Source organism: Marinagarivorans algicola (genome assembly GCF_001292705.1).
Classification (GTDB): domain Bacteria; phylum Pseudomonadota; class Gammaproteobacteria; order Pseudomonadales; family Cellvibrionaceae; genus Marinagarivorans; species Marinagarivorans algicola.
In genome coordinates, this window is sequence record NZ_LGAK01000003.1 from 87,415 (window position 1) to 101,863 (window position 14,449).

Here is a 14,449-nt window from a genome sequence, read left to right on the forward strand (position 1 = left end):
TTTATTTTTTGTCCCAATGTTGATCGTCGAGGCTTAGCGGGTTACCACGTATTAAACGCAGTACAAAACCCAAGACCGCCGCTAAAAGTATGATGCATAATAAAAAGCCTACTAACAATATCAAATAAGCAGCAGCCTCACTAACGGGTAGCTCCCATCCCCAAATAAACAGTCCAATAAAACACGCAGAAGCCAATAAATGACCCATAAAACGTGCCTTTTTACTAATTCTTAATCTGAATTTTGCCATATTCTATCTCGTTCTTGGCGATTAGATTCGCGCAATAGTGCCGTGTGTAGCAAAAAGGCTATGTCACTAAGGCCTCTAACGCCACAGCCACGCCGTCCTCCCACACTGGGGTTGTGACAACATCGGCTATCGCTTTGACCTGCGCTGTTGCATTGCCCATTGCCACACCAATACCGGCCATGCTTAAAAAAGCCATATCCGATTGCGCATCTCCAAAGCTAATCACATGACTCGCCGACACTTGGTGATAGTCCAGTAAATAGTCAAATGCCGCCGCCTTGCTGGCATTTTTATCAATAATGCTCGCAAAAAGCCACTCAGGGTAAGCCGGTAGCGATGCGTAAGCAAATATACACTCAGGAAAAGCCGCCTCTAACTGCTGCAATATACGCCCATCTTTATGCATATTCGCACCAATTAGCAGCTTTACTGCCGGTTCACTCACTGCATCAAAATGACAATGGCTCGGCTCACAACGCAAGTGCTGCGCATGAACGGCTAATATTTCGGGCGCATTATTACGCTCTACAAAAAAACCCGTATGGGTATATAGCTCGTAATAAATGTCCGCTTCACGCAATGCTTGAATTAAACGCTGCTTTACCGCCTGAGGCAAATAATGCACACGATGCTCGCGCTGCGCTTGAGGCTCATAAATTTGAGCCCCCGTACAAAACACCCCAGCATCACTCAGGCCTAACTCTTGCCATAAAAAGCGCGTAGCAAAATAAGGCCTGCCACTCGCTATCGCGGTTTTAACCCCCATCGCTTTAATGCATGCAATGCTGCGCTTAAGCGCTGCCGAGTAATGGCCATCTAGGCTTAGCAATGTCCCATCGATATCAAAAAAAGCCGCCTTAATGGCGGGTCGCAATGGGTTATTTTTGAGATATTCATCGAGCGAAATAGACATAAGCGCCATACACCTTTCTATAAAGTCACCACCATTTGGCCTTTATAGCGACCCGCATATTATAGCGGCCATCTTGCTATAATCGACTAATCGTGGTTGATTAAAAAAACCAAAAACGACTCTTTTCAAGCTGCTTTTTACAGCCTTTAATTTGTTGTTGGTACATTTTTGCGCGCAACGATACCTTTTTAGCCACTTTTTTTAGCCAAGGCTTTTTATTATATGTTCGTCGCTTATAGCCACCATGCCCCTCATGGTAAGCCAAGTACTGTCGATAAGGGTCACCTAAATCCACACCCAACGCGCGTTGGGTCTGTTTGTTATACCATCCAATAAACATCACCACATCGCCAAAATCATCGCGATCGGCCCCACGCTTAGCATTCTTCTGTTGGTACCAACGCCATGTGCCATCTTTCACTTGCGCATAACCGTAAGCATCGCTCGCTCGCGGACCCGGGATAACCCACAGTATCTTTTTACGCGGAGGCCTAGCTTTGGCTTTAAAGCGTGACTCTTGATGAATAAAGGCTAATTGAGTGGCTACTGGGGTACCCCATTGATTAGCGGCTTTCACCGCATCTTTGTACCAGCTGCGGTTACCCTCTAAAATCACACAGGCATCATCCATATTGGTAGGGCGATAGCTTGAACAGCCGGCCAAGCCGCACGACAATACGATAGCGACCAACCATTTCATTGGCTGCCCCGTAAAAGGTATTATGAATCGAATTGCGTTAACCACTGAATAAATCCTTCTTCATCTAACACCTCCACACCCAAGTCTTGCGCTTTTGTTAACTTACTGCCTGCCTTAGTTCCTGCCACCACCAAATGTGTTTTAGCCGATACGCTGCCAGCCACTTTTGCACCCAATAATGTTAAGCGCTCTTTGGCTTCGCTGCGCCCCATTTGCTCTAAAGTCCCTGTCAATACAATCGTTTTACCCGCCAACGGTTGCTCGCCGAGCACTTGCGGAGCTGGCCAATGAATGCCTATTTGCTGTAACTGCTCAATCAGTGCAACATTGCCCGGCTGCTGGAAAAACACATGTATATGCTGCGCCACAACAGGACCGACATCGGGAATTTCTTGTAGTTGTTCTTCGGTGGCAGCTGCAACCGCCTCTAAAGAACCCATATGAAAAGCAATATTACTGGCTGTCGTCTGTCCAACTTCACGAATACCTAAAGCATACAAAAAGCGTGGTAATGTCGTTTTTTTGCAGTGCTCTAGAGCATTGAGTAAATTGCGTGCTGATTTTTCGGCCATGCGCTCGAGCGCCACTAAAGCCTCCAGCGGCACGGTAAATAAATCAGCTATTGTGTGAATCAGCCCCTCATCGACGAGTTGCTCAACCAGCTTATCGCCAAGACCATCAATATCCATTGCCTTACGGCTCGCAAAATGCTTAATCGCCTCTTTACTTTGTGCTGGGCAGCTCAAGCCGCCAGAGCATCGTACAGCGGCTTCACCATCAACCTGTTCAGCCGCAGCATCACACACCGGACAATGTAAAGGAAACTCAATCGACTGCGCATCAGCCGGTCGCCGCTCTAATACAACACCTGCCACCTGAGGGATGACATCGCCTGCACGACGAATGATCACCGTATCACCGACCATGACCGCGAGGCGTTTAATTTCATCCCGATTATGTAACGTCGCATTCGATACTGTCACGCCGCCAACAAATACAGGCTCTAAGCGCGCTACAGGAGTTATTGCACCCGTGCGCCCTACTTGAAATTCAACCGCCTTAAGCACAGTCATCTCTTCTTGTGCAGGAAACTTTTGCGCAATGGCAAATCTTGGCGCCCGCGCCACAAAACCTAGGCGACGCTGCAAAGTAAAGGCATCCACCTTAAACACTAGACCATCAATATCAAAGGGTAGGCTGGCACGTTTCGCCTCCATGCGCGTATAGTAATCTAAACAGCCTCCAACACCCACTACGCGCTCTGCCAAATCACTCACCACAAAACCTTTAGCCCGCAAAAACTCGAGTGTCGCAAAATGCGTATCAGGTAACTCACCCTCCACCAAGCCAACACCATAAGCATTAAAAACCAGTGGTCGCTGTGCCGTTATTGATGAATCTAACTGTCGTAAACTACCGGCCGCGGCATTGCGCGGGTTCACAAATGTTTTTTGGCCCGCTTTACGTTGCGCTTCGTTTAAGCGCTCAAAGCCCGCATGCGGCATATATATTTCGCCGCGCACCTCCAATACAGCGGGCGAGTCCTCCATCAATACCAACGGTACATTTTTGAGTGTCCTGACATTTTGACTAATGTCTTCTCCGGTTGTGCCGTCACCGCGCGTCGCAGCGCGCTCAAAAACACCATTGCGATACAGCAAACTGACGGCAGCGCCATCAAATTTTGGCTCGCAGACATAGACAATATCATCTGTTGTTTTTAAGCGATCTTTAATACGCTGATCAAAATCTTGCATATCTTGCGCACTAAAAGCATTGCCTAATGACAGCATGGGCTGCAAATGTGTCACGCTAGTAAAGCGGCTCAAAGGCGCAGCGCCTACGCGCTGAGAAGGCGAGTCAGCCGATACCCATTGTGGCTGCTCAGCCTCGATGGCTAACAATCTCTGCATCAAACGATCGTAGTGTGCATCAGGCACAGTGGGCGCATCATCAACATAATAAGCAATATTATGCTGATGAAGCTCTAACTGAATTTGCCGATATTCTTCAATCGTCACTGGTTCAGAGGAAGATACAGGTAAGGTGTCACAATCAAGCATTTTTACAGCCTATAATATATTCAGAAATTCATAGCAGCGTAAGGTTCACAGCTCTCGACATTGGAGCATTTAAATGCCCAAAAAATCATCGGTTCGCCTACTGGGCAGGGCTTGCCAACTTCACTGAATCGTGGCACTGCATTTAATCTATTGAAAATAATAAGCCGCCATAGTGGCGGCTTATTGCGTTCGACTTTTAAAGGCTACTACCCGTTAAAAGTACTTTAGATTCCCATTACCGGTTTAAACGCCGCTTGCGCTCAAACTCGATAACACGCTGACGACAATGCTCAAAAGTTTGCTGTGTCATAACACTGCGGTGCTCATCTTTTAATTCGCCGTCTAGTGATTCGGCGATTATTTTCGCCGTGCGAGCCATTAAGCCAAATGCCGCTACACTATCGCCTTTTAAAGGCAACATCATAAACATACTAATGCCTGGCGTCGTAAAGTCATCCATTGCATTTAAATCAAAAGTGCCAGGCTTAACTATATTCGCGACACTAAACAATGACTCTCCCGAACCGTCTTCATTGTGATGGCGATGAAAGATATCCATAAAACCAAAGCGCATGTTCTGCGATGTTAAAACCTCAAGTAATCGATTACCTTCAAAGTACTCACCTTGATGCGCCATCACATTAATCACAATAACCTCTTGTGGTGCTGGTTGCTCGGCTGCTGAGTTTTTCACCTCTTGTTTGTGCTCTTGCGAAGCCGCTGGCGCACTGCTGGATGCAGACCTTAACACGCTGCGTGAAGGTGCCGATTCAGTAGTCGCCGCTTTTGTCTGCACTACTGGGCGAGCCGGTACTGCCACCGCCACATCATCATCGATATCCATGCCAGTAAAATCACCCATACTCGGCTCATTATCTTCAGCTGAGTCCATCAATACCGGAGCAGATTCAACATTCGCCTTATGCTGAGTCGCCGTATTTTTAACATGCCCATGCGAACCGGTACTTTCGTCAGGGTGGCGATAGCCGACAATCCGAGCGCCGCCGAGAGGAAACTCACTCGTATCAGAGTCAGTCGCCGCATGCGGTAAGTGATTCGCCATATGTATTCGCTCACGCCTCGCCGCGCGCACCCGCCGAATACCATCAAGTACAATACCAATAATTAATAATACGATAATGACCGTTAACCATTCACGCATAAGTGCTCTCCTATAGTGCTGCCATTTCGGCAGCCTCTTCGACATTTACAGTAACCATACGCGAGCAGCCAGGCTCGTGCATAGTGACACCCATTAACTGACTTGCCATTTCCATAGCAATTTTATTATGGGTAATATAAATAAACTGAACCTGTGATGACATTTCTTCAACCATTCGGGCATAGCGTTCAACATTCGCATCATCGAGTGGAGCATCCACTTCATCGAGCATACAAAAAGGTGCTGGATTAAGACGAAAAATTGAAAACACAAGCGCGATCGCCGTTAGTGCTTTTTCACCACCAGAGAGTAGATGAATCGTACTGTTACGCTTACCCGGTGGTCGAGCCATAATCGTAATACCCGTATCGAGCAAGTCTTCACCGGTCAACTCCAAATAAGCATGCCCGCCACCAAAGACTTTGGGAAACAACTCTTGTAAGCCGCTATTGACTTGATCAAATGTTTCCTTAAAACGTGCCCGTGTTTCTTTATCAATTTTACGAATCGCATTTTCTAGGGTTTCTAATGCCTCCATCAAATCATCATTTTGCTCATCGAGATAATGTTTTCGCTCGGCTTCTGTTTTGTACTCATCAATAGCGGCTAAATTAATCGCACCTAAGCGTGCAATCCGAGCGGCAATTTTTTCGAGCGACTGCTCTAACTCTGCCTCATTTTCACTAGGCATAGTTTGGCTTAGTACCTCAATATTATGGCCATCAGCTTCTAGCTGGTCGCGCAAGTTTTGCGCCTGTACATCGTAAGTTTGCGTTTCTAAGCGTTCTTTTTCGAGTTTAGCGCGTACTAATTGCACTTGTTGCTCCACTAACAATCGCTCTTTTTCGGCAGTGCGTAAAATACCCTCGACGCTTTCAACCTCACGCTTAGCCTCAAGAAGCTGCTCTTCTACACTGACTCGCTTTTGTAAGTGCGCCTCTAATTCTTCTTTGTGTAATTCAACCGGTTCACAGCCTTCCTCAATACTTGCCAGTAAATTATCGCGGCGCTCTTGCAATTTAGCACTGTGCTCACCTAAACGAGCCAACCCCTGCTTCACTGCATGCAACTGAGTATTGAGTGTTTGAATACGCATTGCCAATTGATGAGCGGCATCTTTATCTGTGCGGGATTTTTGACGACAAGCTTCTAATTGCTCTTTGTAGCTGTCACGTTCGGCTAATAGTGTTTCTCGTGTTTGAGTGTCCATCGCCATTGCTTCGACAGCCTCTTCTAATTGCATTCTAGCATCAGCTAGATTTTCTGCATCGATACCTAACTGCTCTTTTGCCTCTGAGATTTCCGCTTGTACGCGTTCTTTACGCGCTAGAACTTGCTCAACTTTCACTGTATGTGCCGTCAACTGGCTTTGGTTTTGCGTGAGATGACGCTGGCATTGATCCAGTGATTGGCGTGCATCATCACGTTGCCGCTCAGCATCTAATAAGGCCTGTTTGTTTTGTTCTAGTGCCGCAGTTAATCTCTGTATTTTTTCATCTTGGGCATCACACGTCTGCTGTAACACTTCGATTTCTTTTTGGCGAGCAATAATACCGGCACCGGCATCATCAGCTTTCACCAAATGCAGCCAGTTAGCCCCCATCCAAGTGCCATCAAGCGTGATCACCGACTCGTGAGCCTTAAGTGTTTTGCGCTTGGCCTTGGCATCATCTAACGAGTGTGCAGTGTAAACGACACCCAACATACCTATCAGTGGTGAAGCACTACGAATATGACTCGCGAGCAATTCTCCTCGGTCATCACTCGCCGTCGCCGATAACACATCATCAATCGGTGTTTCATCAATAAATAAGCACTCACCTGCGGTTAAAGTTTCATGGACATCGAGCAAAGCATTAACGTTATTAACTCCAATTAATGCTTGAATGCGGGCACCGAGTACGACTTCGACAGCATGCTCCCAGCCACCGGTCACCGTCAGTGTCTCGGCTAAGCGAGGCAAATGAGCGACACCTTGTTGCTCAAGCCACTGTTGCAGTTGACCGCCACTACCCAAAGCTGATTGCTGCAATGTCTCTAAAGACGACAACCGGCCGCGCGCCTGCTGGTGGGCGCCTTGCATTTGTGTAAGCTCTGAGCGAACATCTTGCTCTTTTTGGCGCAGCTCAACAATGCGCTCGCCTTGCTCTTCAATCTGTAAGCGATGCTGCTCGAGCTCTTCTTCGGCTATTGCTACAGTGTCGCGCAACGCAATAATATCTTCTTCAACATCGCCCACCACAAGCTCTTTGCGCTCGTTATCGAGTTTTTCTATGCGGACAAGCAAGCGCTGCTGCACTGTTTCTAAATGTTGAATTCTCGATTGTTGCACTTCGACTTTTTGCCTAGGAATCTGGGCTTGTTGATTAAAGGCATCCCATTTTTGCTGCCACTGCTGCATTAAATCATCCGCGTGCAATAGCGTTTCTGACGATTCCTCTGCCGAGGCTTCAACCAACTCCAGCTCAGGCTCCATCGCCAAAAGTTCAGCCTGCCAATGTTCAGCTTTATCGGCATCTTGCTGGTAGTGCTCAAGCGCCTCACGGCAATCTTTTTGCGTTTGCTCTAAGTCAATTTTTAATTGGCGCTCGCGCTGCGCCGCATGCGTAATGGTTTGCTCAATACGGGCGATGTCCGAGCCAATCGCATAAAAGCGCTCTTGAATGTGATGGTATTTGTCGCCAACTTCAGTAAAGCGTACACGCTGAGTTTCGATCGTTGTATCGATATTGACCTGCTTTGTCACACCTGCCTCAACTTGAAGCTCAAGATCGGTAATGACCGCCTGTTTGTTTTGCCCCTTATCGCGCAGAACAAAGTAACGTCTAGCCTGTAAAAAGGCCTTAAGTGAACGCTCTTCTTTTTTATATTCAGAATATTTTTCGGCGGCTTGAGCCTGTCGCTCTAAGCGCGAAAGTTGGCGCTCTAACTCTTCACGAATATCAGTCAAACGCTCGAGGTTTTCATGGGTTCGTCGCATGCGATTTTCGGTATCGCGACGGCGCTCTTTGTATTTTGATATGCCTGCCGCTTCCTCAATAAAAACACGCAGCTCTTCTGGGCGGGCCTCAATCAGCTTAGAAATCATGCCTTGCTCAATAATCGCATAGCTACGAGGCCCAAGGCCTGTACCTAAAAAGATATCGGTAATATCACGACGACGGCATTTCGTTCCGTTAAGGTAATAGATATTTTGAGCGTCGCGAGTGACTTTTCGCTTAATCGATATTTCGTTATAAGCGGCATACTCGCCTTTTAAAGTTTTATCGGTATTATCAAAAACAAGCTCAATAGAGGCCTGGCCTACAGGCTTACGTCCATTTGAACCGTTAAAAATGACATCGGTCATCGATTCGCCGCGCAAATTTTTGGCGGACGACTCCCCCATCACCCAGCGAACAGCATCGATGATATTAGATTTTCCACAACCATTGGGACCTACAACCGCACATAGATTGCTTGGAAAGTAAACTGTTGTCGGGTCAACAAAAGATTTGAAACCCGCTAATTTAATGCATTTTAACCGCATAGAATATTGCTTAACTCTGAGGCTGTTACACCGAAGGCAATTACGCCGCCGTGACAATTAAACGGCGGATTCTACACGGTTAGAAGGGACTACGCCTTAATATCCGTATCAAACAGACAAATAACTGGCGCATTTTTAAGACTTTAGTCAGGCATGCACCAAAAAAACTCATTACAAAGCGCCAGCGGAACCAGATGTGTCTGCCGCCTTTATCAGAGGGCAGACACAGTATTTATGGGATTTTATCCGTGATAACAATGGACTTAGCTTCGATCCCTTGCCCCAAAACAACAGGCCCTAAAGCACCTTGCCAATCCCCAGACTGAGGTACGGGAGTACCCGACTTAGAAATACGCGCAATCAACTCAAGCTCGGTAGCCGTACTCATATCCATACCTGGCGCCATAGCCATCGTGGTATCTAAGCGTACAACTTTCGGTAAATCAGCAACGGTCATACGCGCAATAGCCAAAGGCATTTTTGCGCCTTTCCAAGCCCTAGCATAAACAAAAACCGTATCATTAGGCGAAGCCTGTAAACCCTCAGCCAACTTCACATCAAGATCAAATCCACGATCGACGTTGGGAGACTCTTGACTATCGGCTGTGGCCGCCACACTATCACCATCCGACATCGCTTGCTCCGATGCCACACCCGCACGCGCAGCTTTCATAATAGCGCCATCTAAAGCCTGCGCTGAGCGACTATTAGGGTCGAGCTGAGCTTTAGCACGCTGCCAAAAAGTGACTGCATTTTTATAATCTTGATTGTGAAAGGCAACTAAGCCACTCATTTCTAAAGCCTGATACATAAAAGGAGCACCATTGACCGCTACATTAGTATGGTGCGCCACCTCTGGCGTCACTTTACTGCCGCCACGCACGAAAAGTGCCTGCGCTAATTTAATAGACATTGTTGGCGAGCCTGGTTCGACTTCGAGTAATTTTTTATACGCTGCAATGGCCTCATCATAATCCTTGAGAGCCATAGAACGCTCAGCTAGAAGATAGCGCATTTGATGATTATCGGGCTTTTGCTTTAAGCGCGAGCGCACAGCCATAAGAAGCTCTTTAGTTGAAGCTTCAAACGCTTCTTGCGTTGTTGCAGGGTTATCGCGCTCCGCCTGCATGATTTGATGAATATCCCAATCGCCTTTAGCGCCCCACTGCAAATACAAAAAGACCGCCAATAACGGAGCCGTGATCGCCACGCCAACCAATAGCAATTTGCCGCCGCTTTTCACCTCGACTTCTTTTAGACCCGCGCTATCGCTCACCAGCGTACGCTGCAATTCTATTTTCAGCGCTTCATACTGGTCTTGCTCGATATCCCCATTAGCCAAATTTTTATTAAGGTCCGCTAAATGCTCTTGATAAAGATCTGCCTGTGTAATATCTCGACGAATGGTTTTAGCCGCCAAACCACGGGAAATAGGTAACCTAAAAATAGGCCACAATACAAACACTGCGCCCAAAGCGCCTAAAATTAATACACCTTGCCAAAAAGCCATATGCGATTACTTCTTTTTAGATTTTTTTGAATGATTTTTTGTTGATGTTGATTCCTGCTGAACACCACCGTCTTGCGCATTTTTTTCGTCTGTAGACTTTAAAAAAGATTCAAACTGCGCCTGCTCTTCACCTGTTAGGCTATCACCGGTACTAGGCTTTCTACTGCGTTTAAATATAATCAGCCCCAAAACCAACAGCGCGCCCAGCAGCATGGCAATAGGGCCGTACCATAAAATATAGGTGTTTTTTTGTAGCGGTGGACGATACAAAACAAAATCACCGTAGCGATCAACCATAAAAGTGATAATGCCATCATCGGTTTCGCCTTCGAGAATGAGGCGATGCAACTCTCTACGTAAATCTTTAGCAATAGGTGCATTAGAGCCGACTAAATTTTGATTTTTACATTTAGGACATCGCAACTCCTCAATAAACTGATTGTATCGCGCGCGATCGTCCAGATCATCAAACTCATAGGTATCAATACCCGCATGAGCAAACCTAGCTCCCGCTAATGCCACTAGCGAATAAACCAAAAACACACTCAACCGTTTTAACATTATCACCTCCTTCAATGAGGAATGTTGACACCGCGGTAATACAGTATCGCAAACCAAAATTTAACCGACTAAATTAGGGGCCGGAGTATACCTTGTGCTATTACGGCAAACCATAGCTCATCTGCAAACTACCTGCTTGAATAAGAAGACTGTGAACACCTTAGAAGTTCAATAGAAGTTCCATTCAGGATCGCTGATGAGATAACCCATCAAAAATATTAAAAAAAAGATTGACGCCATATCAAAAATCCTTACAATGCGCGTCTCTCTTGGGGTGGTTAGCTCAGTTGGTAGAGCGGCGCCCTTACAAGGCGTAGGTCACAGGTTCGACCCCTGTACCACCCACCAATATCTCAATAATAGATATTGCTACGATAGAGAAGCTTTTTAAGTTCTGCGGACTGGTAGTTCAGTTGGTTAGAATACCGGCCTGTCACGCCGGGGGTCGCGGGTTCGAGTCCCGTCCAGTCCGCCACTTAAAAAAGCAAATTCCTGCCTCCTAGATCTTTAAGGTCAACGCCCAGATAATCAATCGTTATATTAATTTAGCAAACCAAGAGTTTACCGATCTTAGCGCCTTAAGCATAAAAAATTGCGGATAAACGCGTTAGCATTACGCAACATCGGCTCATTCCTATATTTTCACAGCCCAATGCCTGTTGTGCTCGCTCGCATCCATGCAATCGGCATCACGTGAAGATATAACATCAATTAGGGCTCTTGATCTGCCAGCCAGCGTCGCGTTATTCCTTGATAAGCATCTACCCTGCGGTCGCGCAGATAAGGCCATATTCGCCTAACACTTTCAGCGCGCCTCACGTCAATATCAGCACACACAAAACCCCGCTCATCACAGCTTGCCTTAGTGAGAAGCTCGCCCTGCGGCCCTGCAATAAAGCTATTCCCCCAAAACTGGATACCCAGGTCGGGATTTTCAGGGTCAGCTTCAAAACCCGTACGGTTAGCCACTAAAACCGGCACCCCGTTAGCTACTGCATGGGAGCGCTGAATGGTGACCCAAGCATCTAGCTGACGCTGTTGCTCAGCCTCATCATCGCGCAAGTCCCAACCAATTGCTGTAGGGTAAATCAAAAAATCAGCGCCAGCTAAAGCCATTAAACGCGCAGCTTCGGGATACCATTGATCCCAGCAGATCAAAACACCCAACTTGCCCAGCTTAGTGGGTATAGGCTTAAAGCCATTGAGCTCGCCATCGGCATCGCCCGGTGTAAAGTAAAATTTCTCATAAAACCCTGGGTCATCAGGGATATGCATCTTCCTGAAAATACCGGCACGCCCTTTCGCTCCATCAATGACTTGCGCAGTATTGTGGTACAAACCTGCTGCCCGGCGCTCAAACTGCGAAATAACTAATACCACATCTAATTCAGCGGCAAGTTTTTCATAGGCGCAAAAAGTTTCACCATTCAACGGCTCCGCCAAATCAAAAAAATCTACGCGCTCTTGCTGGCAAAAATAAGAAGCGGCATGCAACTCTTGCAGCACAATCAATTCGCAGCCTTGCTCAACAGCGCGACGAATAACCTTTTCACTCGCCAAAAAATTATTTAATTTATCATTCGATGGCACAGCCAACTGCAAAACAGCTGCCCGAATAGTATGTACAGTTGCCACAAAAACCTCATTACATCAATAAAAAAACGGATAGGAAAATTAAAGCGCTAATGTACTAACCTGCATTGTTGCGCAGTGCAAGCTACCGTGCTGCTCAAGCAGTGGAGCGCAATAGACTGGCACGATTTCAAAGGTAGGAAAAGCGCTCTTCAACACCGCTAATGCCGCATCATCTTCGGGTAAATGATACACAGGTGCAAAAACACAATCATTGCAAATTAAAAAATTGGCGTAAGTTGCAGGTAGTAATCGACCATCAACTTTGCTAAGCGCAATAGGTGTGGGCAGCTCAAACACCTCCCACCCCCATCGCGCCGCCAAGACTGTTATCTGCTGATGCAAACTCTGCAAGACAGAGGCATCATGATGAAGTGTATTGCGGCCACTATAAATCACAGCACAACCCGTTTTACCGGCAGGCGCAAAGCGTGCAATCGTATCAATATGACCATCAGTATCATCACCGGTTAAACAAATACCCTGCAACCATGCGAACTCTTTAACACCCAAATATTCACGCAAGATATTTTGAACATCTTCTTTGTGCAATTTAGGGTTGCGCTTAGTATCAATAACGCACTCTTCATTCGCCAGTAAAACCTGCTCGGCATTCACCTCAAGCCCACCACCCTCACACACGAAATCGACACTGCGAGGCTGAAACAAGAGCCAGTCAGACAGATTTAAGGCAACTTGGTTGTCCGCTTTAGCGCAGTACTTGCCCCCCCAGCCATCAAAAGTGAAGCTCATCAGCTTTTTCGAACAGCTAATAGGGCCGTAATCCCTAATCCAGGTATCATCGTAATGAATGTCATTACGTACTTTCACAACCCCCTCTATCACCCGAGCCTCAAGCTCAGCCTTGAATCCCGAAAAATCTAATGAGGGGTGAACCAAAACCCAGACCGGCGCAGCGCGAGCAATGGCCGCTAAAATCCCCCAATAGCTTTCGACAACCTCAGTATAATTACTGGCCCAGTCGCCACCGGGGTAAGGCCATGCCAGCAAAACGGCACGGCAAGGGGCCCATTCGGGCAACATGACAGAATGTGACATATTAATGCCTAATAAAGGGATTTTTAATATCCAAGTGGGTCAGACGCTCGCCTTTCTCAGGCTGACCACTATAATCGCGCCCAAAATAAAGCTTACCTGATTGAATTGAAACAATATTTAAAGAAGGTATAGATAAAATAGCTGGCAAAGCACTCTCGGGCATCACATTAAGAGCAAATATTTTTTTGCCTTTATCGTAGCCAAGTTGCGCTCTACCTTTAGCGGTATCGGTATAAAAATAACTGCCTGTAAAAGCATACTTGAGCAGCGCTCGATATTGCGTACGCTCACGCTTGCAATTGCTATCGCTGTAAATTTTAGTGGTTAACTTTAATGCCGTAAAATTAACCACTAAAAAATCGCGCCGATACACGCGCGTATCGCCATCGGTACTCAAGTAGCAGTGGCGCATCCATTGCCCCTGCATCGTTTGCCATACGCCTAGCTCGGGCCCCGGCATCGCAACCGCCAACAACCTTAATGGCACCAACGACAAAAGCGCCCCCAAAAAAACAAAACGCATAACAAACATCTATAAAACCCTAGCCACCAAAAAAGATAGGCGCTATATCTTTAGCCCATATCTCTTCGGTCACAACACCTACAACCTTAAATCGAATAATGCCACTGGCATCAACTACAAATGTCTCTGGTGCACCATAAACACCCAAATCTAAACCTAAACGGCCGTCAGCATCCACAATATTATCGACATAAGGATCCTCCATGGCTTTTAGTAGGCTTCGAGCCTCATCCGACTCATCTTTGTAGTTAAGCCCGACAATCGTAATACCCATGTTCGCCAATTCTAATAAGTATGGATGCTCCACTTTACAGCTTGGGCACCACGTTGCCCACACATTAAGCAGGTAAGGTTTTCCCTTAAAGGTATCCTGAGTAATGATCCTTGACTCATCATTCAATGAAGGAAGAGCAAAATCAGGTACCGGCTTACCCAATAAAACTGACTTCAGTTCATTGGGATCATTTTTTAAACCGTTAAACAAAAGTGCAGCCAATACCACAAAGGCAATTAAAGGCATAAATAATTTCAAGCGCTCCATAACGCC

At 46.6% G+C, this 14,449-nt stretch carries 12 protein-coding genes and 2 tRNA genes; 2 read left to right on the forward strand and 12 right to left on the reverse strand.

Annotated elements, in window-relative coordinates; all coding sequences use genetic code 11:
- Position 1: 1 nt before the first annotated feature.
- The 8 genes from AC438_RS01490 to AC438_RS01525 form a co-directional block, all read right to left on the reverse strand.
- A complete protein-coding gene (locus tag AC438_RS01490; protein ID WP_053979510.1) occupies positions 2 to 208 on the reverse strand; it encodes a hypothetical protein in 207 nt (68 codons plus the stop codon).
- Between the two features lie 100 nt (positions 209 to 308).
- A complete protein-coding gene (locus tag AC438_RS01495; protein WP_162230676.1) occupies positions 309 to 1,163 on the reverse strand; it encodes an HAD family hydrolase in 855 nt (284 codons plus the stop codon).
- 100 nt (positions 1,164 to 1,263) lie between these two features.
- Entirely contained in the window at positions 1,264 to 1,863 is a 600-nt protein-coding gene (locus tag AC438_RS01500; protein ID WP_053979512.1) for a transglycosylase SLT domain-containing protein, read from the reverse strand.
- Positions 1,864 to 1,883: 20 nt separating this feature from the next.
- Positions 1,884 to 3,926, reverse strand: a complete 2,043-nt coding sequence (ligA, locus tag AC438_RS01505) for an NAD-dependent DNA ligase LigA (protein ID WP_082353866.1) — start codon at positions 3,924 to 3,926, stop codon at positions 1,884 to 1,886.
- 235 nt (positions 3,927 to 4,161) lie between these two features.
- Positions 4,162 to 5,088, reverse strand: coding sequence for a cell division protein ZipA (gene zipA / locus AC438_RS01510; RefSeq protein ID WP_053979513.1), 927 nt, complete (start codon positions 5,086 to 5,088; stop codon positions 4,162 to 4,164).
- Positions 5,089 to 5,098: 10 nt separating this feature from the next.
- Positions 5,099 to 8,617 (reverse strand): chromosome segregation protein SMC, encoded by a 3,519-nt coding sequence (smc, locus tag AC438_RS01515; protein ID WP_053979514.1) that lies wholly within the window; start codon positions 8,615 to 8,617, stop codon positions 5,099 to 5,101.
- Between the two features lie 232 nt (positions 8,618 to 8,849).
- Positions 8,850 to 10,127, reverse strand: coding sequence for a c-type cytochrome biogenesis protein CcmI (ccmI, locus tag AC438_RS01520; RefSeq protein WP_053979515.1), 1,278 nt, complete (start codon positions 10,125 to 10,127; stop codon positions 8,850 to 8,852).
- A 6-nt stretch (positions 10,128 to 10,133) separates the two neighbouring features.
- Positions 10,134 to 10,688, reverse strand: coding sequence for a cytochrome c-type biogenesis protein (locus AC438_RS01525; protein WP_082353868.1), 555 nt, complete (start codon positions 10,686 to 10,688; stop codon positions 10,134 to 10,136).
- Positions 10,689 to 10,960: 272 nt separating this feature from the next.
- Between AC438_RS01525 and AC438_RS01530 the strand changes: the two genes are divergently transcribed.
- Positions 10,961 to 11,036, forward strand: a tRNA-Val gene (locus AC438_RS01530).
- Positions 11,037 to 11,086: 50 nt separating this feature from the next.
- Positions 11,087 to 11,163, forward strand: a tRNA-Asp gene (locus AC438_RS01535).
- Between the two features lie 236 nt (positions 11,164 to 11,399).
- Here AC438_RS01535 and AC438_RS01540 read toward each other — a convergent pair.
- Genes AC438_RS01540 through AC438_RS01555 form a run of 4 tightly spaced genes read right to left on the reverse strand, consistent with a single transcriptional unit; the run spans position 11,400 to position 14,443 of the window.
- The gene (locus AC438_RS01540; protein WP_053979516.1) at positions 11,400 to 12,323 is read right to left on the reverse strand and encodes a carbon-nitrogen hydrolase; all 924 of its coding nucleotides are present in this window, start codon (positions 12,321 to 12,323) and stop codon (positions 11,400 to 11,402) included.
- Positions 12,324 to 12,362: 39 nt separating this feature from the next.
- Complete coding sequence (locus AC438_RS01545; protein WP_053979517.1) at positions 12,363 to 13,379, reverse strand: agmatine deiminase family protein; 1,017 nt, start codon at positions 13,377 to 13,379, stop codon at positions 12,363 to 12,365.
- Between the two features lies 1 nt (position 13,380).
- A complete protein-coding gene (locus AC438_RS01550) occupies positions 13,381 to 13,902 on the reverse strand; it encodes a hypothetical protein (RefSeq protein ID WP_156316963.1) in 522 nt (173 codons plus the stop codon).
- A gap of 19 nt (positions 13,903 to 13,921) precedes the next feature.
- Positions 13,922 to 14,443 (reverse strand): DsbE family thiol:disulfide interchange protein, encoded by a 522-nt coding sequence (locus tag AC438_RS01555; RefSeq protein ID WP_053979519.1) that lies wholly within the window; start codon positions 14,441 to 14,443, stop codon positions 13,922 to 13,924.
- Positions 14,444 to 14,449: the final 6 nt, after the last annotated feature.